This window comes from Halobellus sp. LT62 (genome assembly GCF_037031285.1).
GTDB lineage: Archaea > Halobacteriota > Halobacteria > Halobacteriales > Haloferacaceae > Haloquadratum > Haloquadratum salinisoli.
This window is the reverse complement of record NZ_JAYEZO010000002.1, coordinates 1,070,719-1,094,311: the sequence shown is the minus strand read 5'-3', so window position 1 is coordinate 1,094,311 and position 23,593 is coordinate 1,070,719. Positions and strand designations below refer to the sequence as shown.

21 protein-coding genes and 1 tRNA gene are annotated in these 23,593 nt (G+C 65.1%); 10 read left to right on the top strand and 12 right to left on the bottom strand.

The genetic code is table 11. The annotated features are described in order from the left end of the window. Positions 1-27: 27 nt before the first annotated feature. Positions 28-450 carry a universal stress protein gene (locus tag U5919_RS14885; protein WP_336025260.1) on the top strand — a complete coding sequence of 141 codons (423 nt, stop codon included), beginning with the start codon at positions 28-30 and terminating at the stop codon, positions 448-450. Between the two features lie 21 nt (positions 451-471). Here U5919_RS14885 and U5919_RS14880 read toward each other — a convergent pair whose 3' ends face one another. Both U5919_RS14880 and U5919_RS14875 read right to left on the bottom strand, forming a co-directional pair. After that, positions 472-1,128 carry a lactate utilization protein gene (locus U5919_RS14880; protein ID WP_336025259.1) on the bottom strand — a complete coding sequence of 219 codons (657 nt, stop codon included), beginning with the start codon at positions 1,126-1,128 and terminating at the stop codon, positions 472-474. 190 nt (positions 1,129-1,318) lie between these two features. Beyond that, positions 1,319-3,544, bottom strand: coding sequence for a CDC48 family AAA ATPase (locus U5919_RS14875; protein ID WP_336025258.1), 2,226 nt, complete (start codon positions 3,542-3,544; stop codon positions 1,319-1,321). A gap of 189 nt (positions 3,545-3,733) precedes the next feature. On the opposite strand from U5919_RS14875, the gene larC reads away from it, so the two are divergent. Beyond that, entirely contained in the window at positions 3,734-5,098 is a 1,365-nt protein-coding gene (gene larC / locus U5919_RS14870) for a nickel pincer cofactor biosynthesis protein LarC (protein WP_336025256.1), read from the top strand. Between the two features lie 32 nt (positions 5,099-5,130). On the opposite strand, the gene U5919_RS14865 is transcribed toward larC, so the two are convergent. Beyond that, the gene (locus tag U5919_RS14865) at positions 5,131-5,931 is read right to left on the bottom strand and encodes a hypothetical protein (RefSeq protein ID WP_336025255.1); all 801 of its coding nucleotides are present in this window, start codon (positions 5,929-5,931) and stop codon (positions 5,131-5,133) included. Positions 5,932-6,070: 139 nt separating this feature from the next. Between U5919_RS14865 and radB the strand changes: the two genes are divergently transcribed. Next, a complete protein-coding gene (gene radB / locus U5919_RS14860) occupies positions 6,071-6,766 on the top strand; it encodes a DNA repair and recombination protein RadB (RefSeq protein ID WP_336025254.1) in 696 nt (231 codons plus the stop codon). Between the two features lie 52 nt (positions 6,767-6,818). Here the strand turns inward: radB and U5919_RS14855 are convergent, their stop codons facing one another. The 5 genes from U5919_RS14855 to U5919_RS14835 all read right to left on the bottom strand — a co-directional run bounded on the left by U5919_RS14855 (position 6,819) and on the right by U5919_RS14835 (position 11,268). After that, positions 6,819-7,964 (bottom strand): CBS domain-containing protein, encoded by a 1,146-nt coding sequence (locus U5919_RS14855; RefSeq protein WP_336025253.1) that lies wholly within the window; start codon positions 7,962-7,964, stop codon positions 6,819-6,821. 165 nt (positions 7,965-8,129) lie between these two features. Then, positions 8,130-8,873: a ferredoxin Fer gene (gene fer / locus U5919_RS14850; protein WP_336025252.1), complete on the bottom strand. Its 744-nt coding sequence runs from the start codon at positions 8,871-8,873 to the stop codon at positions 8,130-8,132. 100 nt (positions 8,874-8,973) lie between these two features. After that, positions 8,974-9,606 carry an MBL fold metallo-hydrolase gene (locus U5919_RS14845; RefSeq protein WP_336025251.1) on the bottom strand — a complete coding sequence of 211 codons (633 nt, stop codon included), beginning with the start codon at positions 9,604-9,606 and terminating at the stop codon, positions 8,974-8,976. A gap of 200 nt (positions 9,607-9,806) precedes the next feature. Further along, positions 9,807-10,484 (bottom strand): hypothetical protein, encoded by a 678-nt coding sequence (locus U5919_RS14840; RefSeq protein WP_336025250.1) that lies wholly within the window; start codon positions 10,482-10,484, stop codon positions 9,807-9,809. A 709-nt stretch (positions 10,485-11,193) separates the two neighbouring features. Beyond that, positions 11,194-11,268: transfer RNA gene (locus U5919_RS14835), tRNA-Val, on the bottom strand. Between the two features lie 265 nt (positions 11,269-11,533). On the opposite strand from U5919_RS14835, the gene trpD reads away from it, so the two are divergent. Genes trpD through trpG form a run of 4 tightly spaced genes read left to right on the top strand, consistent with a single transcriptional unit; the run spans position 11,534 to position 15,795 of the window. Then, positions 11,534-12,556, top strand: coding sequence for an anthranilate phosphoribosyltransferase (trpD, locus tag U5919_RS14830; RefSeq protein WP_336025248.1), 1,023 nt, complete (start codon positions 11,534-11,536; stop codon positions 12,554-12,556). Position 12,557: 1 nt separating this feature from the next. After that, positions 12,558-13,268 carry a phosphoribosylanthranilate isomerase gene (locus U5919_RS14825; protein ID WP_336025247.1) on the top strand — a complete coding sequence of 237 codons (711 nt, stop codon included), beginning with the start codon at positions 12,558-12,560 and terminating at the stop codon, positions 13,266-13,268. Further along, the gene (gene trpE, locus U5919_RS14820) at positions 13,265-15,133 is read left to right on the top strand and encodes an anthranilate synthase component I (protein WP_336025246.1); all 1,869 of its coding nucleotides are present in this window, start codon (positions 13,265-13,267) and stop codon (positions 15,131-15,133) included. The genes U5919_RS14825 and trpE overlap by 4 nt, the downstream gene beginning before the upstream one ends. Then, entirely contained in the window at positions 15,130-15,795 is a 666-nt protein-coding gene (gene trpG / locus U5919_RS14815; RefSeq protein ID WP_336025245.1) for an anthranilate synthase component II, read from the top strand. Before trpE ends, trpG begins: the two co-directional genes overlap by 4 nt. A 46-nt stretch (positions 15,796-15,841) precedes the next feature. Here trpG and U5919_RS14810 read toward each other — a convergent pair whose 3' ends face one another. Next, positions 15,842-16,141: an antibiotic biosynthesis monooxygenase gene (locus U5919_RS14810; protein ID WP_336025244.1), complete on the bottom strand. Its 300-nt coding sequence runs from the start codon at positions 16,139-16,141 to the stop codon at positions 15,842-15,844. A 190-nt stretch (positions 16,142-16,331) separates the two neighbouring features. Then, complete coding sequence (locus U5919_RS14805; RefSeq protein ID WP_336025242.1) at positions 16,332-16,550, bottom strand: DUF8029 family protein; 219 nt, start codon at positions 16,548-16,550, stop codon at positions 16,332-16,334. 505 nt (positions 16,551-17,055) lie between these two features. Between U5919_RS14805 and U5919_RS14800 the strand changes: the two genes are divergently transcribed. The 3 genes from U5919_RS14800 to U5919_RS14790 all read left to right on the top strand — a co-directional run bounded on the left by U5919_RS14800 (position 17,056) and on the right by U5919_RS14790 (position 21,715). After that, positions 17,056-20,211, top strand: coding sequence for an adenosylcobalamin-dependent ribonucleoside-diphosphate reductase (locus tag U5919_RS14800; protein WP_336025240.1), 3,156 nt, complete (start codon positions 17,056-17,058; stop codon positions 20,209-20,211). A 200-nt stretch (positions 20,212-20,411) separates the two neighbouring features. Continuing rightward, positions 20,412-20,501: an HVO_2523 family zinc finger protein gene (locus U5919_RS15960; RefSeq protein WP_425604230.1), complete on the top strand. Its 90-nt coding sequence runs from the start codon at positions 20,412-20,414 to the stop codon at positions 20,499-20,501. Positions 20,502-20,686: 185 nt separating this feature from the next. Further along, on the top strand, positions 20,687-21,715 hold the full coding sequence (locus tag U5919_RS14790; RefSeq protein WP_336025237.1) for a phytoene/squalene synthase family protein: 1,029 nt from the start codon (positions 20,687-20,689) through the stop codon (positions 21,713-21,715). A 53-nt stretch (positions 21,716-21,768) separates the two neighbouring features. Here the strand turns inward: U5919_RS14790 and cruF are convergent, their stop codons facing one another. Both cruF and U5919_RS14780 read right to left on the bottom strand, forming a co-directional pair. After that, the gene (gene cruF / locus U5919_RS14785) at positions 21,769-22,683 is read right to left on the bottom strand and encodes a bisanhydrobacterioruberin hydratase (RefSeq protein WP_336025236.1); all 915 of its coding nucleotides are present in this window, start codon (positions 22,681-22,683) and stop codon (positions 21,769-21,771) included. Beyond that, complete coding sequence (locus U5919_RS14780) at positions 22,676-23,539, bottom strand: prenyltransferase (protein ID WP_336025234.1); 864 nt, start codon at positions 23,537-23,539, stop codon at positions 22,676-22,678. The genes cruF and U5919_RS14780 overlap by 8 nt, the downstream gene beginning before the upstream one ends. Between the last annotated feature and the right edge of the window lie 54 nt (positions 23,540-23,593).

Genomic DNA, 23,593 nt, shown 5'->3' with positions numbered 1-23,593 from the left:
TTGTACCTCGGAGCTGTACCCGAACGTATGCCGAGTCACGTGCTCGTCCCCGTCGACGGCTCGCCGCAGTCGGTGCAAGCGCTCCGATTCGTCGCCACCGAGTGGGAGGACGTTCACGTGACGCTGTTGCACGTCATCAATCCCGTGAAACGCGGGTATCGCGCGAGCGTCCTGCCGAGCGGCTCCGAAGACTGGTATCAAGAGGCGAAGGCCGATGCCGAGGAGATTCTCGAAGAGGCGCGCACAGCGTTCGGCCGCGACGACGGAGTGACGACGAAGACAGAGGTCGGGCGACCGGCGGCAACGATCGTCGAGGTCGCGCAGGAACCCGAAATCGATCACGTCGTCGTCGGCAGTCACGGCCGACGCGGCGTGTCGCGGCTCATCCTCGGTAGCGTCGCCGAACACGTCGCGCGGCGCTCGCCGGTTCCGGTGACGATCGTCAGGTGAAAATCGCGTTGCCGTCGGTGCTCAGTAGCCGAACTGATCGCGGATGAGCACGACCGTCGTTCGGCCCGGTTCGGTCTCCCGTCGGAAGATGAGCTGCTTCGCGATCGCGGATTCGACGCCGTAGGCCTCCTGAGCGCGCTCGTTCTCCAGCGGGTAGGCGACGGATTCGAGGCGGTCGAGCGCATCGTCGAGCGTGGGGACGATCTTGTTCGCGCCGCTGACGATGACGACGTTTCCCGCGGCGAACGGATACGCGCCGATTCTGCTGCCCGAGAGGTCCGCGGCGACGAGTTCGCCCGTTTGAGAGATGGCGTTGATGCCGCCGAGGAAGTACTCTGCCGTCTGGGACTCGCGGCGGGCGGCCTGCCGCTCCGCGTCGTCGTCGATGCTCCAGATCTCGTCGGGGAGGCTCTCCCAGTCGTGGTCGCCCTCGGAGAGATACTCCATAAAGCCGATCTCTTCGAGCGTCGTCGAGTGGCCGTTCATCACTGACGCGCCCGCGGGAATCTGCGACTGGATCGCCTCCAGTGCCTCCTCGGCGGAGTCGACGACGACGACCTCGAAGCCGTTGGCTTCGAGATTCTCGACGGCCGTTTCGATCGCGTCCTCGTCCGCGGTTTCGTCGAGCGTCGCGTCGATTTCAGTGTCGTCTGCGTAGTCGGATTTATGCTGTGACATTAGTAGTGAGCGTCGTCGGATTCGACGTCTCTCCGTACCCACCGACGACACTTAACCGCTCGCGGACACCCGTATCAGGTGGTGACACGGGTGTTACCATCCTGTTGGAAGAACTGGACGTGGAGAAACAGAAGAGACGTGAGCATACAGAAACGGGCGTAGACGAGATCCCGTCGAAAGCCGCTCGCGACTACTGGAACCCGATCCGTCCGTCGCGCTGCTCGCCGAGCCGTTCTCGGCCGCCGCCTTTGAACTGGTCCTGCATCTGCTCGTAGTAGTCCATCAGGTCGTCCGTGATCGTCGGTCGGACGGACTCCATCGCCTTGCGGAAGTGCCGCATTTCGATCTCCTCGGCGTCGCTGTCCTCCCGCAGCGCCTCGATCGCGGCCTCGCGGGCGATCGTCTGGAGGTCGGAGCCGACGTAGCCGTCGGTGATCTCGGCGATCTCGCGGAGGCTCACGTCGGGTGCGAGCGGCGACTCGCGGGTGTGAATCTTGAGGATCTGCTCGCGGCCCTCCTCGTCGGGCTGGCCGATGAGGACGAGGCGGTCGAACCGACCCGAGCGGATAAGCGCGGGGTCGATCATATCCGGTCGGTTGGTCGCACCGATCACCATCACGTTGCCGTTGTCTTCGAGCCCGTCGAGTTCGGTCAGCAGTTGGTTCACCACGCGCTCGGAGACGTTGTTGCCCGATTCGTTGCCACGGGCGGGCGCGAGGCTGTCCAGCTCGTCGAAGAAGATTATCGTCGGACTGACTTGGCGGGCCTTCCGGAACGTCTGCCGGATGGCCTTCTCGCTCTCGCCGACCCACTTCGAGAGCAGTTGCGGCCCTCGCACCGAGATGAAGTTCGCGTTCGTCTCGTTGGCGACGGCCTTCGCGATGAGCGTCTTACCCGTTCCCGGCGGCCCGTAGAGGAGCACGCCCTTCGGCGGGTCGATCCCCATCCGATCGAACCTGTCTTGGGAGGTGAGCGGCCACTCGACGCTCTCTTTCACTGTCTGCTTCGGGTCTTCCAACCCGCCGACGTCGTCCCACGACACCTTCGGTAGCTCGACGAGCACCTCTCGCATCGCCGAGGGCTCGACGTCCGCGAGCGCGCCCTGGAAGTCCTGTCGCTTGACGATCATCCGGTCGATGAGGCTCGGCGGAATGTCCTCCTCGTCGAGGTCGATCTCCGGGAGGTACCGACGAAGTGCCTTCATCGCGGCCTCCTTCGTCAGCGACTCGATATCTGCGCCGACGAAGCCGTGCGTCTCGTCGGCGAGGTGATCGAGCGAGACGTCGTCCGACAGCGGCATCCCCCGGGTGTGGATCTGGAGGATCTCCTTGCGACCGACTTCGTCGGGCACGCCGATCTCGATCTCGCGGTCGAAGCGGCCGGGACGGCGGAGGGCGGGGTCGACGCTGTCGACGCGGTTCGTCGCCGCGATGACGATGACCTGCCCGCGCGTTTCGAGGCCGTCCATCATCGTCAGCAGTTGGGCGACGACGCGCCGTTCGACCTCACCGGTCACGTCCTCGCGCTTCGGCGCGATCGAGTCGAGCTCGTCGATGAAGATGATCGACGGCGACTCCTCGGTGGCGTCCTCGAAGATCTCACGGAGTTGCTGTTCGGATTCGCCGTAGTATTTGGAAATGATCTCGGGGCCCGCGATGGAGAAGAAGCTCGCGGAGGTCTCGTTGGCGACGGCCTTCGCGAGCAGGGTCTTACCCGTTCCCGGCGGACCGTGCAGCAGCACGCCCTGCGGCGGCTCGATCCCGAGCTTCTTGAAGATCTGCGGGTGCTTCATCGGGAGCTCGACCATCTCCCGAACGCGCTGGATCTCGCCCTGCAGGCCGCCGATGTCCTCGTAGGTGATCCCGCCGCCGGTCTTCTCGAAGCCCGAGATGGGCTCCTCGCGGAGTTCGACCTCCGTGTCCTCGGTCACGAGACAGACTCCGTCCGGCTCGGTCTCGACGGCGATGAGCGGGATCGCCTGCCCCGGCGACCGCATAAACGGGTGATTCGTCGACGACATAACCGGGACGATGTCGCGCTCGACGACCGGACGCTTGAGGATCTGCCGCTTGACCATCCCGGCGGCGTCGGAGCCGAACTGCACGCTCGCCTCCTCCGGTGGCGCGAGCACGAGTTTCTCGGCTTTCGTCTCCTCGGCCTTTCGGATCGTCACGCGCTCGCCGATGCTGACGTCGGCGTTCTGCCGCGTGAAGCCGTCGATGCGGACTGTGTCGGTGTTCCAGTCCTGCCGGTCCGCGCGCCACACCTTCGCCGCGGTGGTTTCAGCGCCCTCGATTTCGATGATGTCACCCGGCGAGAGCTTCAAATGGAGCAGCGTGTCCGGGTCGAGACGGGCGATGCCGCGGCCCGAGTCGTTCGGGTACGCCTTCGCCACTTCGAGTTGAACTTCATTCATGATTTGGTCGCGGGGATACGTCCCGCAGATGGGTCACGACCGGGGTTAAGTCCTTCCCTGAGTCGTCTCCGACGCGGGTGATCCCCGAGCCGTGACACGCTATACCAATGTAGTCTCGGGGGATACAAATCCTTACCGACCGCGGCATCGATGCGTGGATCTTTGCCCGTGCGCGGCGAGTGATCGCGTATGCGAACACTGGCTTTCGACGGCCGGATGGGTGCCAGCGGGGATATGCTTCTCGCGGCGTTGCTCGCGGCCGGTGCCGATCCCGACGCGCTCGCTCCCGTCGAGGACGCGCTCGGCCTCCGCTACGACGTCGGCCGCGTCGACAAGAACGGGATCTCCGCGACGCGGGTCCGCGTGCTGTTCGATCGAGCCAACGGCGACGACGATGCCGACAGCGATAGCGACGTCGATAGCCACGCCGACGATTCGGAAGACACCCACGATCACGGCTCCGAGGGGCAGGAGCACAAGTACTTCCTCGGCCACGAACACGGTCACAGCCATACACACGACCATTCCCACGGATCGGACGAGACGCCCGCGGAGGGACACGGCCCGCATCGGACCTACGCCGAGGTCGTCGAGATCGTCGAGTCGCTGGGTCTCCCCTCGGACGTCGAGAGCGACGCCAAATCGATCTTCCGACGCCTCGGCGAGGCCGAGTCGGCGGTCCACGACACCGACCTCGAATCGACGCACTTCCACGAGGTCGGCGCGGACGACGCCATCGCGGATGTCGTCGGCGTCGCGCTCCTCGTCGACGACCTCAACGTCGACCGGGTCGTCACGACGCCGCTCTCGACCGGCGACGGCACGCAGGCGATGGCTCACGGTGAATACCCCGTTCCAGCGCCCGCCGTCGTCGAGATCGCCGCCGGAGCCGACTGGTCGCTGAAAGGCGGTCCCGTCGACGCGGAGCTGCTCACGCCCACCGGCGCGGCGATCCTCGCGCACTTCGCCGAGGGCGTCGACTCGCTGCCTGCACTGACGGTCGACACCGCGGGCTACGGCGCGGGCGGCTGGGACTTCCCGGACCGGCCGAACGTGCTGCGCGCGATCGTCGGCGACGGCCGCGGCCGACTCGAACGCGACGAGATAACCGTGCTAGAGACGAACGTCGACGACGTCTCCCCCGAGGTGTTGGGGGGCCTCCAGTCGACGCTCAGCGAGGCGGGCGCGCGCGACGTGAGCGTCGTCCCGACGACGATGAAGAAGTCCCGCCCGGGACACCTGATCAAGGTCGTCGTCAAGCCCGAGGACGCCGAGCGCGTTGCCCACCGGCTCGCCGTGGAGACCGGGACGCTCGGAATCCGCGAGCACGGCGCGGGGCACCGCTGGATCGCCTCTCGGGAGTTCCGAACGGCCGAATTGGTACTCGACGGCGAGCGCTACGAGGTCGCCGTCAAGGTCGCGAGCGATGCGACCGGCGAGGTCTACGACTACAGCGCCGAGTACGACGACGCCGCTGGGGTCGCCGAAGCGACAGGCCAGTCAGTTCGCGAAATACAGCGCCGCGCGGAAGCGGCGGTTCGCGACCGGGAGTGACCGCCCGCAACACCGGGCGACTGCCGTTCGGCTCAGCTCTCGGTCGCGCCCTCGTCGCCGCCCTGTTCTGTCCCCGACTCGTCGCGTTCGCGGTGCGTCGCGAGCGCCTCCTCGACGCTGAGATCTCCGGCCGCGACCCGCCGCGCGAGCCCCTCGTCGATCGTCCGGTCGTCCGCCGACTGGCGGCGCGAGCGGTCCTTGATCCGCTGGAGTTCGCCGGCGGTCGGTTCGATCCGTCGCGAGTCGATCGCGTCGCCGGAGAGCCGCGCGATGTTGACGGCGGCGAGCACGTCGCCCATCCCGCGCGCGCCGGTGCCGAGATACGGCGTCGTCCCGGTCTCGTCGACGATCTCGACCGCGATGTCCTCGAGGTCGTTGATCAGCTGTGAGCCCTGCAACCGCGCGCCGTCGCCGATCCTGACGAGCGGGTCCGGCGCGTCGGCGACCTCCCGGCGAATCGTCTCGACCGCGTCCGCCAGCGGCACCTGAAACGCTGACACGATCGTCTCCCCGTGGAGGACGGCGATGCCCGGTCGCACGCCGGGGTCGACGCCGACGACGGTCCGTCCGCCGCTGCCGCGGAGGATCGCGACCGCCTCTTCGACCGCGCGGCGGGCCTCCTCGGCGGTCGCGACGACGGTCTCGACGCCCGCCGGGTCATTCGTCGCCCCCGAGCCGCCGATCGGGTCGTCCGTCGGCGAACGAATGACTACTCGCGTTCCGTCCGGAAGCTCGTCTCCGGGTTCCTGCGTGGTGAACGCGACTCCGCGATCTCGCAGTTCGTCGACGACGTCGTGGTACAGCTCGAAGTCGTCGGTCGCGACAACGATCACTGGCGGGTGTTCGGCGTCTTGGTATAAAAGGTGTCGCGAGCAGGCCGGATTCGAGAGGTGTCGCGAGCGCGACGTCGCGTTCGCCGAGCAGGTCCTCCGGACCGGGGGGTTTTTCGCCGATGCCGACCGAGACCCCGGCGTGTCCGACGCACTCACCACGGGGTGCCGATCGCTCGACGAGCTGCTTGGCGGGGGTTTCGAGCGCGGCACCGTCACGCAACTCTACGGGCCGCCGGCCGCCGGCAAGACGAACCTCGCGCTCTCGGCGGCCGTGGAGGTCGCGGCCGACGGCGGGACGGCCGTCTACATCGACACCGAGGGGCTCTCGATCGATCGGTTCCGCCAGCTCGCGGAGGCCGCCGCGGGCGGCGAGGAGTCGATCGAGGACGTCACCTCCCGGCTCGTCGTCTCGGAGGCGCACGACTTCGAGGAGCAAGAGGAGGCCGTCCGCGACGCCGCCGAGTTCGCCGACCACGCGGAGCTGATCGTCCTCGACAGCGCGACCGGCTTCTACCGGCTCGAACGGACCGGCGACGCCGACGCCGGCGACTCGCTGCGCCGCGTCGCCAGCCAAGTGACGCATCTGCTCTCGCTGGCGCGGAAACACGATCTCGCGGTGGTCATCACCAATCAGGTGTTCACCGATCCCGACAGCGACCGCTCGCGGGCGCTCGGCGGGCACACGCTCGAACACTGGACGGGCGCGGTCGTCCGCTTGGATCGCTACCGGGGTGGAAACAGGCGCGCGACGCTCGAAAAGCACCGATCGAAGCCCGTCGGCGAGTCGGCGACGTTCGAGATCACCGGCGAGGGGCTCGCTGACGTCGACCTCTGAGTCGAAGGCGAGCGGCGACGATCCTTAGGTCAAGGATGAACGGCGGCGCTCCTCAGAGCTCGCCGAGCTTCCGGATGAGCTGACCGCGGTACTTCTCGTCGGCGTTGAGGCCCTTCAGTTCGAGGACGTTGCGTTCGAGCTTATCGAGCGCGACGTGGAAGGCGTGCTCCGCGCCGTAGCCCTCGCCGCTACCGGCGATCTGACCGTGGCTGGTGCGCAGGCGGATCTGACACTGGATCAGCGGCGTGCCGCGGAGCTTCTCTTTGTGCTCGTGGAAGCGGACGTGCGCGTGCAGCACCTGCATCTGCTGGTACTTGTCGACGACGGAGGTGATCGACTCGACGACTTCCTGACGAGTGAGCGTCTCCAGCAGACTGACGTTGGTGATCTGGACGTCCATACTCTGCTCTTCGGTGAACGTGAGCGCGCGGAGGACGTCCGTCTTGGTCACGATTCCCTGCACCTCCGCGTCGCTCTCGGTGGGCGTCACCACGAGTCCGGAGATGTCGTTCTCGAACATCCGTTCGACCGCCTCCTCGACCGTCTCGGCGGGCGTCGCCGTGACGACCGGCGACGACATCAGGTCGTAGACCGGCAGGTCCAACATCCGATCGAGGTCGCCGCGGCGGTCGCCACGCCCCTGTCGGCTGTCGTCGCGAACGACGAAGTCGACGAGGTCGTGCGTCGTCAGGATGCCCGTGAGCTTGCCGCTGTCGTCGTCGACGACCGGCAGCCGGGAGATGCCGTGCTCGCGGAGCTTGTTGATCGCCCCCCCGACGTGGGACTTCTCGCCGACGCTGATGACGTCCTCGGATTGGATGTCCTCGACGGAGATCGCATCGAGGTTGTCGAGGACCGCGTCGAGGATCGCGTCGCTGGTGACGACGCCGTAGAGCTTCTCGCCTTCGAACACCGGCGCGACCTTCACGTCGCCCTCGACGAGCATCCGCGCGGTCTCACGGACGTCCTCGTGGCGGTCGACCCGCGGCGCGGACTTCATCACGACGGAGGCTTTCGTATCGTCCTCCATCCGGGATCGGACGAGCTGTTTCTCGCCGATGATGCCGACGTAGTCACCCCCCTCGGTGACGACGATTCCCCGGGGGTTCTCGCGCTCGAAGATGGCGCGAATTTTCCCGAGGCGCTTGTCGACGTCGACTTCGACGAAATCAGGAGTGGCAATATCAGTAATATCCATAGTGGGAGTCGCCTCCAACCGGGGAGTACGCCGGCTGCCGTCTTGAAACTTCGTCCCGTTCTCGAGCCCTTGGTGACAGCAAAAGCGGTCGAGGGCTCCGGGATATCCCGTTTCTCCGGTGACGCCCGCCGATCAGGCGTCGCCACCCGTCGACTCGGCGAACCTTCAGTCGTCGGCGCGGGCGCTCTTGAACTGTTCTGCGGGCAGTCTGAGCTCCGCCAACCCGGGCAGCTTCTCGATGTTGAACACGACTTTCAGGTCGTCGGTGACGGGCGTGCCGATACACGACAGACGGATGTTCTGTTCTTTCATCTCGTCGGTCAGGATGGTGCTCACGGGCATCTCGACCTCCCCTTCGACGACGGCGACGGCGCAGTTCGCACACGCGCCGCCACGGCACGCGTAGGGCCACGAGAACCCGTACCGTTCGGCCGCTTCGAGGAGGCTCTCCCGCTCGTCGACGACGAGGAGGCCGTGCGTGTCGACAGCGAGGTCGGCTGCGTCGGCCTTCTCGAAGAGGTCCTCGTCGGTGAGTTCCCACCCGTGCGTTTCGAGCGCGTCGTAATCGAGGTATTCGACGGTCGGGCCGAGCGCGTCGCCGTCGCCGTCGTCGGTCTCGCCGGTTTCGGCTCCGGTCTCGGACCGTCTCTCCCCCGACGCGGCGGTGTCGCGAGCAGTTCCGTTTCGCGCGGCTCTGGCCCCCATCTCATCGGTTGCCACGTCCGGCTCGAACGTCGACGGATCGCGTCCCGCAGTGATGTGCTCGTACGCGCGCCGGACCCGCTCGAACTCCGAGAGCGACCCCCCGTGGTCGGGGTGGGCGTCCTTGATCCGACGGCGATACGCCCGAACGACGGCGTCCTCGTCGGCGTCGGCATCGATTCCCAAGACGTCGTACGGCGACTCCACGCGCGGGTCTTAGGAGATGAGCCGGTTAAGTCCTCTCCTCTTCGCGTACCGGGCTCGACACGGGCGCTGGGACGGCGACGCCGACGGCGGAACCGCGCGATCAGCTGGGCTCGGGAAAATCGACGTAGGACGCTAGTATCTCGCGGGCGTCCTCCGGGACCGACGAGCCGTGGAACACGAGCGCGGCGTCGAAGTCGTACGCCAGCAGCTTCTGCAGCGCCAGTTCCGCCTCGTGGACGTCCTCGGAGAACGCAGCCGGCGGCGGGACGAGATACCCCGCGGGCAGCCCGCGGCGATCGGACCCGAACGCCGCGTCGCCCAGCACCGCGATGCCCCTCGATTCGTCCACCAGCGCGTGGTTGTCGGCGCGGTGTCCCGGGAGGTGGACGGCGTCGAATTCGCCGATCGAGTCGCCCTCGGTGTAACGATAGTCGGGATCGTTGCGCAGGTCGCTGACGTCTGTCTGTTCGGGGACCCACGTTTCGAGGTCGACCGCGTCGACGAGCGCGTCGAACCCGTCGATGTGGTCGTGATCGCCGTGCGTGATGATCAGCCGCTCGGGGTCGACGCGGAGTTCTTCGACGGCGTCGACGATCCGGTCGGTCGTCTCCTCGAACCCGGTGTCGAAGAGCGTCGGCGTCTCGCCGTCGAACAGGTACACGCGGAACCGACCGCCGCCGGGGCGCGTCTGCGTCGTGATGTCGTACACGTCGGGAGCGATTTCGTCGATCATACCGCGACTGCGGTCGCTCGCGGATTAGTGGTTTGGGTCGGGAGATTATTGGAGCAGTAACACGGCGAAAAGGGAAACGACTCGGCATAGATTCACGAAACTGGGATATTCTAAAAATTTCAATCGGCCTAATTCAGTGGTGCTCAAAATGGTCTTTGAACGAATCGTGAACATCCTTCTTGTAACTCAACGCTTCGTGATCAAGAGATGTATCGATTACTCGCATCAGCACTATGGACGGTATAGCCACAGTCCGTACATTTCCAAACACTCGCACCCATTTGTGTGTACCCCTCTCCCAGTTGAGTACCGTGATCAACGCCCCACGTAAGTGAGCAATTCGGACACTGATCCGGCAGGAACTTCGATGTTGTAGGAGCTTCTTTGTCGTGCGATGGGCTATTCAGAAACTCATTGTGTAAACTGAGACTTTTGACTAACTCTTGTGTGTCCTTGTGATTAATCGTCGATCCAAGGTGTTGGACCGGAATCTTCACTTTCTGGATACGATCTTGGATTGCTTTTTTGAGACCATCATCCTCGTCTGAATCACCCTGTTCAAGCGTAATCAACCGCGAATTCAACGCGTAAAACTCCTCGATAAGCGTGCTGTAGATTCCGTACCGCAGCCGTTTTTCAACCACAGTTGTAAGCTCTTGTTTCGAGACGGGTCGTGTGATCGTTGCATCATACTCGTCTTCATAGAGCGCATCGTCTATCGCTGATGAAGTGAGTAAGACCAACTGACAGGAAGGGCTCCGCGTCAAAATATATCTCTGGATTTCAGATTCCTCGTCGTTGAGGGCCGTTTGTGAGAGAATTACCAAGGCTACGCTTGAATCGAATTCGCGAAAAACATCCTCTGGCTCTGTGGCCATCTTCGTCGAGACAGTTGTGATCCACTGTGAAAACAAATCTCGTTGGACGTCATTCTCTTCGAGAAAGAGAACGCTAACTTGGGAAAGTAAATCCGAATATTTCATCGCTTATTGTGTATTGTTGTTATTCCACCAGATATCGCGTGACGATATTATCTTCCAATATATGGCCTCTGAGTGCTTGACTGGCGAATTCTGAGCAAATAATTGAGTTCGGAATGCTCTTGTGATACCCGGTGAGGTTGTCGTATTTGGTACGTTACTTTCACAAGTCAACGCAAATGACTTCCGGTCAAAGTATCAATCTTGAGTTTTCCTTACCGAAATCCCTTACGGGGGACTCCTCACGCTTTAGCGCATCAAGCAACAGCGGATTGCTGGTAGTTGAGAACCGAGTTCCCGTGAACGAATCACCATTCGTGATTGACATATCGACAGCGGCGACGGCCCGCCGAGTCGATCCGGAAGGTCTTGGCTTGGCTGCCAACTGCGAGCGCGAGAGCTCACGGGCGGCACCTCCTTCCTTTATCCCGTGCAGGGCAGTCTACGCCCTCTTCGATGTACCCACCGCAGAAAATACAAACCGCCCGCTGACGGTTTAGATCGTCCAGATTTGGTGGTTCCCAGTCAGACGCCACGGGAACCACCCCCTGAGGAAGCCGCTGGTATAAAGGGTCTCCTACGTGGTTCGATTCTGCCTAAAAGGTAGTGGGTTGGGGCGAATTTGAATCGCCGGCCTCCTCCATGTCAAGGAGGTGTCATAACCAGACTAGACCACCAACCCGTCTGGTCCGCATTCGTCGCGCCCGTCTGAGCGCATTACTGAGTTCCTCGGGGACGTAATTGAAGGTTTCGTTTCGGGAACGGACGGTGCCGTCGTTCGATTTTCGCGCGTTGACGAGGTATTGCACCCGACGGCCCGGTTCGCGTATCGTGCTCGCCCGCCGGGCCGAGCGGTCGACGCCGCCCCGCTATCAGCCGCTCCGACAACCTTATACTGATGAACGAAGTTGTTCACTACAACACGAACACGTACATCGGTGATCACTATGACACTCCAAGATTACATTGAACGGACGGCAGACGGCGAGGACCTGACGCAGGAGGAATCCCGCGAGGCGGCGAGCCTCGTGTTCGAGGACGCGACCGAGGCGCAGATCGGCGCGCTGCTCGCGGCGCTGCGCGCGAAGGGAGAGACGGAGACCGAAATCGCGGGCTTCGCGCAGGGAATGCGGGACGCCGCGCGCACGATCGAACCGGACCGGGCCCCGCTCGTCGACACCTGCGGGACCGGCGGCGACGACTACGACACGATCAACGTCTCGACGACGAGCGCCATCGTCGCCGCGGGCGCGGGCGCGGCGGTCGCCAAGCACGGCAACTACTCGGTGTCTTCGTCCTCGGGGAGCGCGGACGTGCTGAAGGTCGCCGGGGTCGACGTCGAGGCCGAGCCACCGGCCGTCGAAGACGCCATCGAACGTGACGGGATCGGCTTCATGCTCGCGCCGGTGTTCCATCCGGCGATGAAGGCGGTCATCGGCCCGCGGAAGGAGCTGGGTATGCGGACGATCTTCAACGTCCTCGGCCCGCTGACGAACCCCGCGGGCGCTGACGCGCAGGTCGTCGGCGTCTACGACGAGGACCTCGTTCCGGTCCTCGCTCGCGCGCTCTCGCATATGTCCGTCGAGCGCGCGCTCGTCGTCCACGGCTCCGGGATGGACGAGATCGCGCTGCACGACGAGACGACCGTCGCCGAGGTCGACGGCGACGAAATCAAGGAGTACACGCTCACGCCCGAGTCGATCGGCCTCGATTCGGCTCCGATCGACGCCGTCGCGGGCGGGACGCCCGAGGAGAACGCGGCCGACTTGCGCGGGATCGTGACGGGCGAGGTCACCGGTGCGAAGCGGGACATCATCCTCGCGAACGCCGGCGCGGCTGTCTACGTCGCCGGCATCGCCGACAGCATCGAATCGGGCGTCGACGCGGCCGCGAAGGCGATCGACGAGGGAGACGCCGCGGCCACGTTCGAGGCGCTCTGCGAACCGCTCGACGCCGCGGTGGAGCGCTGAGATGGTTCGGGTGAAGATCTGCGGCGTGACGAACGAGGCGGACCTCCGGGCCGTCGAAAAATCTGGGGCAGACGCCGTTGGCGCGATCGCCGAGGTGCCGGTCGACACTCCGCGCGAGGTGTCGCTCGACGACGCCGCCGCACTCTTCGACGCCGCGCCGCCGTTTCTCACGACGGCGCTCGTCACGATGTCGGAGACGGTCGAGGACGCTGTCGACGCCGCCGAGCGCGCCGCGCCAGACGTGCTCCAGCTCCACAGCGAACTCTCTTCTGCCGAACTCGAAACGGTCCGCGGGCGCATCGCCGCGGATCTCGTCGCCGTTGCCGACGCGGCAGACCCAGAGCGGGCGCGCACCGTCGCCCCGGCCGTCGACGCCGTGCTCGTCGACTCCGTCGACGACGAGGGCGCTGGCGGCACCGGCGAGACCCACGACTGGGAGGCGACCGCCGCGGTCGTCGAAACGATCGATAAACCGGTGATTCTCGCGGGCGGGCTGGGCCCCGAAAACGTCGCCGAGGCCGTCGAGACGGTGCGCCCCTACGCCGTCGACGTCGCAAGCGGTGTCGAGCGAGCGGGCGGGAAGAAGGACCGTGAGGCCGTTCACATGTTCGTCGCCAACGCCGTTGCCGCGGCTGCAGGCGACGCGACGAGCGAGCGAGACGACGACAGCGACCGCGACACGACGGCGCAGGTCGAGGGGGTGTCGTCGTGAGCGACGACGCACGGGAGCGCGATACGGCGACCGACACGCCCCTCTCGCAGTCGCGAGAGTCGTTCGTCGCGGACGTCGCGGCGGCAACCGAAGCGCACGAGGGTCCCGTCGTCGCGCACGTCACGGCCGAACTGCCGGAGGTCACGCCGATGACGGCCTACGCCGCGCTCTCGGATCGAAGCGACTACGGGTTCCTCCTCGAAAGCGCCGAGAAGACGGCCTCCAGCGACCCCGCCGGCGCGTTCGCGCCCGATCACGTGACGGCCGACCGGCACGCCCGCTTTTCATTTGTGGGCTACGACCCCGACGCCGTGGTCACGGTCGATCCGGAGGGCGTCGACGTCGAGCGGATCGGCGGCCGCGCGGCCGAGTACGTCGACGCAGCCGTCGACGCGGCGGAGGCCGGCGGAGCAGACGCCGACGTCGCCGCGGACGCTCCGCCGACTTCCGCGGCCGGCGACGGGCAGACTGTGACCGACGAGGATCGGGACGTCCTCGACAGACTCCGTGCGGCGTTCCCCGACCTGCCGCGCGTCGGCTTCCCCGAGGAGGAGCGCCAGCAGCTCCGCGGCGGGATGGTCGGCTTCCTCGCCTACGAGGCCGTCTACGACCTGTGGCTCGCGGAGGTCGGCGTCGAGCGCCCCCAGACCGACACGCCGGACGCGCAGTTCGTCCTCACGACGAAGACCCTCTCGTTCGACCACGCCCGTTCGACGGCGGAGCTCGTCCTCACGCCCGTCGTCGCTCCCGACGACGACCCCGGCGAGGTCTACGACGACCTCCGCGTCGAGGCCGATACAGTCGCCGAGACGGTCGCGGACGCGACACTCCCGGAGACGGGCGGGTTCGTCCGCAGCGACGAGTCGGCCGGGCCGAAGGCCGAGTACGAGGCGGCCGTGAACACGACGAAGAAACACGTCCTCGACGGCGACATCTACCAAGGCGTCATCTCCCGCGTCCGCGAACTCCGCGGCGAGGTCGACCCGCTCGGCCTCTACGAGGCGCTCCGCGAGATCAACCCCTCGCCGTATATGTATGTCCTTCGGCACGACGACCGCCACATCGTCGGCGCGAGTCCCGAGACCCTCGTTTCGGTGCGGGGCGACCGCGTCGTCTCGAATCCGATCGCGGGGACGTGTCCACGCGGAACGAGCCCGGTCGAGGACCGACGCCTCGCCGGTGAGATGCTCGCGGACGCGAAAGAGCGCGCCGAGCACACGATGCTCGTCGACCTCGCGCGCAACGACGTCCGTCGGGTCTCGGCGGCGGGCAGCGTCCGCGTCGAGGAGTTCATGAACGTCCTGAAGTACAGCCACGTCCAGCACATCGAATCGACCGTAACGGGGACGCTCGCGGGCCGAGAGAGTACGAACGCCGAATATCCGGACGGTGCCGACGCGTTCGACGCCACCCGGGCGACGTTCCCCGCCGGGACGCTGACCGGCGCGCCGAAGGTCCGCGCGATGGAGATCGTCGACGACCTCGAACGGAGTCCGCGAGGCGTCTACGGCGGCGGCATCGGCTACTACTCGTGGTCCGGCGACGCGGACTTCGCGATCGTCATTCGCACGGCGACGGTCGACCGGGGCGGCGAGGAGGACGTGATCTCGGTACGCGCCGGTGCGGGGATCGTCGCAGACAGCGATCCGACCGCCGAGTACGAGGAGACCGAACAGAAGATGGGCGGCGTCCTTTCGGCGGTCGAGCGAATCGAACGCGACGGAGACGCCGGCGAGGTTCCGAATAGAGACGACGAGCACGGGAAGAGTCCAGATGGAGGCAACGAGCACGGGGAGGACGGGGGAGCTGAGGAGACCGGGGAGTCATCAGACGAGACCCGGGTTTCGGGGGAGGTGTCGCAATGACGCTCCGACTGCTCGTCGTCGACAACTTCGACTCGTTCACCTACAACCTCGTGGAGTATTTCTCCGAGCAGCGCGTCGACGGCGAGCCCGTCGAGGTACTTGTTCGAAAAAACACCGCCGACCTCGACGAACTCCGCGATCTAGACCCTGACGCCGTCGTGATCAGCCCCGGCCCGGGCCACCCGAAGAACGAGCGCGACGTCGGCGTCACCACTGAGGTTCTGACGTCGCTCTCGGAGACGATTCCGACGCTCGGGGTCTGTCTCGGCCTCGAAGCCGCGGTGTACGCCTACGGGGGCGAAATCGGGCACGCGCCCGAGCCGATCCACGGTAAGGCCTACCCCGTCGACCACGACGGGCGCGGGGTCTTCGCGGGGCTCGATCAGGGCTTTCAGGCCGGTCGGTACCACTCGCTCGTCGCCACTGGCGTCCCCGACTGTTTCGAGGTGTCGGCGACGACGGCGCACGCGCTGTCGGAGGAAGCGGAGACCGACGATTCGGTCACGGAGCTCGTGATGGGCGTTCGCCACCGAGAATTCCCGATTGAAGCCGTCCAGTTCCACCCCGAATCGGTGCTGACAGGCGTGGGCCACGACGTCGTGCGGAATTTTCTGGAGGAGTGCGTTTGCGAGCACCGAGCGACGAGCGCGGCGCGGCCCTGAGCAAGGGGGAGAGGTGACGAGAATGCAGGAAAGCCCGTCTATGAGTTCACGCGGACGGTTGCTGAGCTGGCTTTTGATCGACTAACTCAACCTCGGTTATGTCGGGACGACCTCTCAAACCTGCCTCCGCCATTATCTCACGCATCTCCTTGGATTCGAAGAACGCACGAGGGTCTTTGTTCTCGTCCCACTCGAAGAGGACGATAACCTCGTTTGGGTCGTCCACTGACTGGAAGACCTGATAGCCTCGTTCCCCGTGCTCAGTGCGGTAGGACTCATTATCGTGGAACGTCGATCTCCACTTCCGGAAGTCCTCTACAGGAGCTTTACCTACTAGGTATGTCATTTCCTACACCAATTATAATGTAGGATCCGAGTGTTGATAAAGATAGCGTGAACTATGACAGTGAAGGTATCTCTCGGTGGATGTCTCTTCTGAATAGACCGGTAGGCAAGTCCGCGGTACTGAGCGACTGGCGGGTGTAAAAATAGCAGAATCGGAGTATTTCAACAGAGCTGATTTTATTCGACCGGACTCACAGCACGCTGATCCCGAAAAAGGAGAGGACCAACAGCGCGCCGACGACGACCGCGGCGATGGTGACCAGCCTCCACGCGACCTTGAGGGCGATCCGGCCGACGAGAATGACGACCGCGACCGCGACGATCACGGCGAGAGCCTGACCGAGCGGTTGTGATAGCAGTCCGCCGAGTTGCATCGGTGCGACCGTCGTGGCCGAGGCGAGTAGGGACATCGTACCACTGGTATCGCCCGACGAGGGAATAAGTCTGTGGGAGATTCGTCGACGCCGGTCGAAATCGCTGGACTGTGACGGGATCGGACGAATCATACGAATTTTGGTATTTCTTTCGGTACGGATGGCTTACCCGCTCTGCCGCCCAACTGGTACTCGGGAATCAGCGCGGAAACTGTCGGGAACGACCGGCGGAGAACCCTCCTTCAGTTCGACTGAATAATCGAAGTACTGCGTCGCTGATATCGCACTGAAACTTCACTTTCACTCTGGTCTGGGTAGCTTGATATTCGTTGTGTGAGTACAAATGGTCGCAACGGCACCGCTACGCCGACGAGGGTCACGAATAAGGTATTAAATGTGATATGTATATGATGATACCCGGATACCGAAGCCTTAACCGACCCGCCGCACTCACAAGACATCGTTACAAATGACCGGAACTGAGCCACGCAGTCGATTCGAAACCGTCCGGTGTGAACGCACTGGACCGGAGGAACAGTAAATGAGTGACACGAACGTACGCGCCGGGGACCTCGAACTCCCCATCAAGCGGACCGACGGCGACACGCTCGAAGAGCGCCTCACTTCGAACGCCTACCACAACATCCTGCCCGCGCGGTACCTCCGCAAGGACGCCAACGGCGACCCCGTCGAGACGCAGGAGGAGCTCTTCCCCCGCGTCGCGAAGAACGTCGCGCTCGCGGAGGCCGTCTTCAAGGCCGAACAGCGTGACGTCGAGGTGACGGTCACGCCCGATCAGTTGAAGCCCGATCACCCGCGCCGCGACGAGCTCGCCGAGGAGGTGTTCGGGAAGGGCGTCACCGCCGCCGACGACGCCGAGACGTCGCTGTCGGTGTACAACGTCAACAAGTTCGCCTACGAAACGATCGTCTCCGAGCTCCCCGAGGGGATCCGCTCGGCGGTCGAGACCAAGCGCGAGGAGTTCGAAGAGCTGATGGCGGACCTGTCCTTCATGCCGAACTCGCCGACGCTGATGAACGCCGGCGACGAGCTCCAGCAACTCTCGGCGTGTTTCGTCGACTCCCCGGACGACGACATCGACGACATCCACCAGACCGCCAAGGAGGCCGCGCAGGTCTTCCAGAGCGGCGGCGGGATGGGCTACGCCTTCTGGCGGCTCCGTCCCTACGGCGACGCGGTCGGCTCGACCGGCGGCATCGCCTCCGGGCCGATCACCTTTATGCGGACGTACGACCAGCTCTGTGAGACGATCGCGCAGGGCGGGGCACGCCGCGGCGCGCAGATGGGCGTGATGCGCGTCTCGCATCCGGACGTCATCCAGTTCCTCCACGCGAAGAACAAAGACGTCTCGCTGGCGAACACGCTCCGGCTCAACGACCCCGACGACTTCACGCACAACTCCTTCGCGGACGCCTTAGAGGAGGCCCGCGAACTCATCGACGACGAGGGACGCGTCCCCAAGCACCTCCGGAACGCCGTGGAGGGTCACCTCTCGAACTTCAACATCTCCGTCGGCGTCACCGACGACTTCATGGAGGCGCTCTTCGCGGGCGAGGAGTTCACGTTCACGAATCCCCGAACCGAGGAGCCGCACGTCGCGACCCCCGAGACGAAGGAGCTGTATGATATGTTCGGGCTCGGCGAGCACGTCGAAGTCGGCGAAGTGCTCTCGATTCCGGCCAAAAAGCTCTGGGATCAGATCGTCGACGGCGCGCACGAGAACGGCGAGCCGGGCGTCATCTACCTCGAACGGGTGAACAAACAGCACTCCTTCGACGTCGAGGAACATCCCGAACACCGGATCCTCGCGACGAACCCCTGCGGCGAGCAGCCGCTCGAGGAGTACGAGGCCTGTAACCTCGGCCACATCAACCTCTCGACGCTCGTCGACGTCGACGCGCCCGACTGGCGCGTCTGGTACGACGAACACGGCGACGAGTACGACGAGTTCGCCGAGGCCGTCGACGCGTTCCTCGCCGAATCCATCGACTGGGAGGAGTTCGACTACCGCATCGACCGCGGAACGCACTTCCTCGAGAACGTCGTCACGATGTCGGACTTCCCCGTCCCGGAGATCGAACAGAAGGTCCGCGATATGCGGAAGATCGGTCTCGGCGTGATGGGACTGGCGCAGCTGTACATCCAGCTGGGCATCCAGTACGGCACCGAGGCGGGCAACGAGGTCGCCCGCCAGCTGATGACCCACATCAACCACACCTCGAAGTGGACCAGCCACGAACTCGCCGACGAGCGCGGCGCGTTCAACGACTGGGACGACTCGAAGTACGCCGATCCGACCGAGTACCGCGAGTGGTTCGAGCACCACACCGGCCTCGACGCCGACGAGTGGGCCGACGGCTTCTCGATCCGCAATCACAACACGACGACGGTCGCGCCGACGGGCACGACCTCGATGGTCGGCAACACGACCGGCGGCATCGAGCCCATCTACAACGTCGCCTACTACAAGAACGTCTCCGACGACGTCCAGGGCGACGAGATGCTCGTGGAGTTCGACGACTACTTCCTTCGAGTGCTAGAGGCCAACGACATCGACGTCGAAGCGGTGAAAGAGGAGGCCCAAGAGCAGATGGCCGCGAACGAGTTCGACGGCGTCTCCTCGCTGTCGACGGTCCCGGACGCCATCTCGGAGCTGTTCGTCGTCACCGGCGACCTCTCGGGCAAGCAGCACGCGGCAGTCCAGTGCGCCACCCAAGAGGGCGTCGACTCCGCCATCTCGAAGACCTGTAACTTCCCGAACTCCGCGTCGAAGGAGGACATGGACGAGGTGTACCGCTACATCTACCGCAACGGCGGCAAGGGCGTGACCGTCTACCGCGACGGGACGCGCTCGAAGCAGGTCCTCACGACCCGCGCGAAGAACGCCGACTTCGCCGACGAGGGCGAAGCGGCCGAAACGCTCGTCGAACAGATCGAGGAGGTCTTCGGCGGCGTCGAGGGATTCCTCGAGAACGAGAACGTCCAAGCGGCGCTCGACGAGGAGGTCGACCGGCTGCTGTCGGCCGCGGACGGCCAGCCCGATCTGGGCAAGAAGCGCCCGCGGCCCGACGTCCTCCACGGCGTGACCCAGCGCATCGACACAGGGTATGGAAAGCTCTACGTCAACATCAACGAGGACGAGCACGGCCAGCCGTTCGAGCTGTTCGCGAACATCGGGAACTCCGGCGGGTTCACCGCCTCCTTCACCGAGGCGCTCGCGAAGACGATCTCGACGGCCCTGCGCTCGGGCGTCGATCCGAGCGAGATCGCCAGCGAGTTGCAGGGCATCCGCAGCCCGAAAGTCGCCTGGGACAAAGGCGAGCAGATCAACTCCATCCCGGACGCCATCGGGACGGCGATGCGTCGCTACCTCGACGGCGAGATCGACAAGGGCTACCCGCAGCAGCAGAGTCTCACCGAACTCTCCGACGACGCCGACGTGAGCGCGTCGGCGGGACGCGAGACCGACGGCGGCGCGGCGGTCGACGTCGGCGACGCGAACGTGAGCCCCGACGCGGAGACGGACGACGGCACGCCGAAGGGCGGCGCACCCGACGCGACGGACGATCTCCTCGCGGCCGGCGAGAGCCCCGAGTGCCCCGAGTGCGGCAGTATGTCGCTGTACTACTCCGAGGGCTGCAAGACCTGCGAGTCCTGCGGCTGGTCGGAGTGCTGAGCGGGGACCGAACGGACACGGGGCCGGTCCCCCAACGGTGACGAGTCGACCGCGACTCACATCGACCGCGGTTCCCTTCTCGAACGCGAACCTTCTTGTCGTCGGGGAGCGCCGACTGCGACGTGAGCGACCCGAGCGAGGCGAGTGACTCCGAGAACTCTGAGGAGGGCGTCGAAGCGCTTCCGGGACGACCCTGTCCCATCTGCGAGCGGTCGATGGACCACCGCCACTGCAAGTACGTCTGCCCGGAGCACGGCGTGATCTACGACTGCAGCGACACGTTCTGGTAATCTGATACGAATATCCCGATACCCTCGAATTGAGGTATAAGAGTCTATTGGCCGTTTTTTCCAGTTACGTTCGATTTGCTTTCAGATCGGCACGAAGCGTTATATGAGTTCGGTCCGTCCATTGAGTGACAGATGTGTGGTCCGACGGCACCGCGACGAGACGTCCTGAACCGTGAGACGTAACGATGGTGAAACGAGAACAGATTCGACAGAGTAAGGAGATCCAGCGTCGGACGGGGAAGACCTTCCACCTCGCGACGCGCGTCCTCCCCGAACGCGTTCGGCACGCGACGTACGTGCTGTACGCGTTCTTCAGAGAGGCCGACGAGGTCGTCGACGCCGCCGACACGGCCCCGCCGGCCGAGCAGCGTCGCCGGCTCGAAGAACTACGTCTCCAAGCGGTCGGCCGCGAGGAGACCGACGATCCGGTCCTCGCCGCCTTCGCGGAACTCCACGAGCGGTACGACATCGCCGAATCGGACGTCGACGTGTTCGTCGACGCGATGCTCGCGGACATCGAGAAGGACCGCTACGAGACGTACGAAGAGCTAGAAGCGTACATGGACGGGTCGGCGGCGGCCGTCGGGCGGATGATGACCCAGATTATGGAGACGGCGAACGCAGAGCGCGCGCTGCCGCACGCGACGTCGTTGGGCGAGGCGTTTCAACTCTCGAACTTCCTCAGAGACGTCCGCGAGGACGTCGTCGAACGCGATCGGATCTACCTCCCAAAAGAGACGCTCGAAGCACACGGTGTGACCGAAGCACAAGTGCTGAACTTCGAGTTCGACGAGCGCTTTCGCGCGGCGATGGAATCGGAGTTACAGCGAACGGAGGCGCTCTACCGCGAGGGCGTCGAGGGTATCCGATATCTCCCCGAAGACTGCCAGTTCGCGGTGCTGTTGGCCGCCGTCCTCTACGCCGACCACCACCGCGAGATCCGCAAACTGGGCTGTGACGTCCTCTCGACGACGCCGTCGCTGTCGACGTCGCGGAAACTGCTGTTGCTCGCGAAGACCCGACTATACTGGGCGTTCGAGCGCGACCCGGTCGCCGTGTTCCGCCGGGTCAGCGTCGTCCCGTACCCCGACGAGAGCGATGCGACCCGAGGGCCCGGTCACTCGGGACCGTCGACCGATCGAACGTGGTGGCCGTGGTCCTCCGGGGCCCTCGGTCGTCGGGTCTCGGGATGGATCCGCGGGTTCACCGAATAGCGCGGCCGCCGGTCGCCGTCACGCTTAGCGGCGGACCAACGGCTCGCTCAGACTCACTGCTCCCGCTCCGTCGCCGACTCTCCACGATCGGCCCGGCCCCACGAGAGCCGCGCGGGCGGCGCGTCGAACCGGTCTGTCTTGAGGAGGCCGAAGCCGAACAGGGACGCGCAGGCGACGGGGATCCAGTTGGCGAACCACGCGTTGATCCCGCCCCAGAGGATGACGAAGGAGACGAGGTCGTCGAGCAGGAACTCGCAGTCGTCGAGTCGGTTCCGGAGCGCGCGGCGATCGTACCCCCAGTCGAGAGCGACGACGGCGAGGGTGGCCGAGAGCACCCACCCGGCGTAGTTCGACAGCGGGACGCCGTAGAACGCGCCCCCGTTCGGGTACACCCAGAAGCCGAGCGCAACGGCTCCGGGGTCGAGGACGACATCCATCGCCAGCACCACGGCGATCACCGCGAGGAGACGAACTCCGGTCCGGGCGACGCGCTCGCCCAAGAGGAGCAGACAGAGCAGATACGCGTTCATCACGAGCGGGATGAAAAAGACCGGCAGCCCGAGCGGGACGCCGGCGACGATCGGCCCGAGGTCGACCCCGTAGAAGAACTCCCCGTAGGGAACGCCGGTGTGCACGCCGAGGTACTCGATCCCGTAGGCGTACAGCGTCAGCGCGCCGACGCCCGCGGCCGCCCGGCGGTCGGTGATCGGGAGCACGCCGACGACGAGCGGCGAGCGCATCACGAGCGTCCCGAGGAGGATCAACAACCCGTTGAACGCCAGTGGATCCGGGAGGACGCCCTCGGCGCTGGCGAGCAGGAGGACGATGCCGTTGAGCGGGAAGAACACCGAGATGGTGAACCGGTTCTCGCGGACGAGTCGCTCCAGTCGGGCCTCCCACTCGGTGCGCGTCCGGGGAATCCGAGTCGTTAGCGACTCACCTGCGGGTGTGTCGCCACTTTCAGGCATAGACGAGCCTCCAGAGCCCGCCCATCGTCAAGAGCGCGCCGACGGCCGTGTTCACCAACGGATACCACCAGTACGCGCGCTCGACGTCGACGTCGGCTCGGTAGATGGCAAACACGAGCGCCGGATACGCGACGAGGAGGACACCGAGTCTGATGTCGACGAGCGCGAAGGCGAGCGCGGCGGCGAGCCAACAGACCAGACAGTACGCGAGCGTGCGCCGCTCGCCGAGGTACGTCGCCGTGGTTCGGATCCCGGCCTCGCGATCGGGTTCGATGTCGGGGATCGCCGAGAACGTGTGCATCCCCATCGTCCAGAGCCACGCGCCCGCGACCGCCGCGACCGGGGGATGCGCGCCTGCGACCGCGGCGTACGCGGCCGCGCCCGGGAGGATGTACAGCCCGTTCGAGAGCGAATCGAGAAACGGCGTCGTCTTGAAACGCAGCGGCGGCGCGGAGTACTGCAACCCGAGGAGGAAGAATCCCAGCAGGTACGGCCACGCGACGAACGGGGCGACGGCGAAGGCGGCGACGCCCGAGAGCGTCGACGCGGCGATCAGAACCGCGACGACGGAATCTCCCCGCCAGCGCGCCTCGCGTTCGTCTTTCTTCGGGTTGTCGACGTCGACATCGGCGTCGAAGACGTCGTTGACGCCGTAGAGGAAGACGTTCGCCGGGAGGAGGAAGTACGCGAACAGGCCGAGCGTCGCCGGCGTGAACAGGTCCGTAGTCGTCTCCGCGCCGTAGGCAACGCCGACCACGACGGGTCCGGCGAGGTAGAACCAAAAGCGCGGCCGCGACAGCGTCAACAGGTACCGAAGTCGTCCCGTCAGTCTCGCGGTTCGAGTGGGTGTTCTCATCGGGTCAATTCCTCTCTTCGAATCAGCTCAGCCGTTTTGACCCGCTCCGCCGTT

What these genes read in the sequence shown, in the direction of transcription:
- U5919_RS14885 (WP_336025260.1), top strand. Translation starts at nt 28, where the DNA reads ATGCCGAGTCACGTGCTCGTCCCCGTCGACGGCTCGCCGCAGTCGGTG.
- U5919_RS14880 (WP_336025259.1), bottom strand. Translation starts at nt 1,128, where the DNA reads ATGTCACAGCATAAATCCGACTACGCAGACGACACTGAAATCGACGCG.
- U5919_RS14875 (WP_336025258.1), bottom strand. Translation starts at nt 3,544, where the DNA reads ATGAATGAAGTTCAACTCGAAGTGGCGAAGGCGTACCCGAACGACTCG.
- larC (WP_336025256.1), top strand. Translation starts at nt 3,734, where the DNA reads ATGCGAACACTGGCTTTCGACGGCCGGATGGGTGCCAGCGGGGATATG.
- U5919_RS14855 (WP_336025253.1), bottom strand. Translation starts at nt 7,964, where the DNA reads ATGGATATTACTGATATTGCCACTCCTGATTTCGTCGAAGTCGACGTC.
- U5919_RS14845 (WP_336025251.1), bottom strand. Translation starts at nt 9,606, where the DNA reads ATGATCGACGAAATCGCTCCCGACGTGTACGACATCACGACGCAGACG.
- U5919_RS14840 (WP_336025250.1), bottom strand. Translation starts at nt 10,484, where the DNA reads ATGGCCACAGAGCCAGAGGATGTTTTTCGCGAATTCGATTCAAGCGTA.
- trpD (WP_336025248.1), top strand. Translation starts at nt 11,534, where the DNA reads ATGACACTCCAAGATTACATTGAACGGACGGCAGACGGCGAGGACCTG.
- U5919_RS14825 (WP_336025247.1), top strand. Translation starts at nt 12,558, where the DNA reads ATGGTTCGGGTGAAGATCTGCGGCGTGACGAACGAGGCGGACCTCCGG.
- trpG (WP_336025245.1), top strand. Translation starts at nt 15,130, where the DNA reads ATGACGCTCCGACTGCTCGTCGTCGACAACTTCGACTCGTTCACCTAC.
- U5919_RS14810 (WP_336025244.1), bottom strand. Translation starts at nt 16,141, where the DNA reads ATGACATACCTAGTAGGTAAAGCTCCTGTAGAGGACTTCCGGAAGTGG.
- U5919_RS14805 (WP_336025242.1), bottom strand. Translation starts at nt 16,550, where the DNA reads ATGTCCCTACTCGCCTCGGCCACGACGGTCGCACCGATGCAACTCGGC.
- U5919_RS14800 (WP_336025240.1), top strand. Translation starts at nt 17,056, where the DNA reads ATGAGTGACACGAACGTACGCGCCGGGGACCTCGAACTCCCCATCAAG.
- U5919_RS14790 (WP_336025237.1), top strand. Translation starts at nt 20,687, where the DNA reads ATGGTGAAACGAGAACAGATTCGACAGAGTAAGGAGATCCAGCGTCGG.
- cruF (WP_336025236.1), bottom strand. Translation starts at nt 22,683, where the DNA reads ATGCCTGAAAGTGGCGACACACCCGCAGGTGAGTCGCTAACGACTCGG.
- U5919_RS14780 (WP_336025234.1), bottom strand. Translation starts at nt 23,539, where the DNA reads ATGAGAACACCCACTCGAACCGCGAGACTGACGGGACGACTTCGGTAC.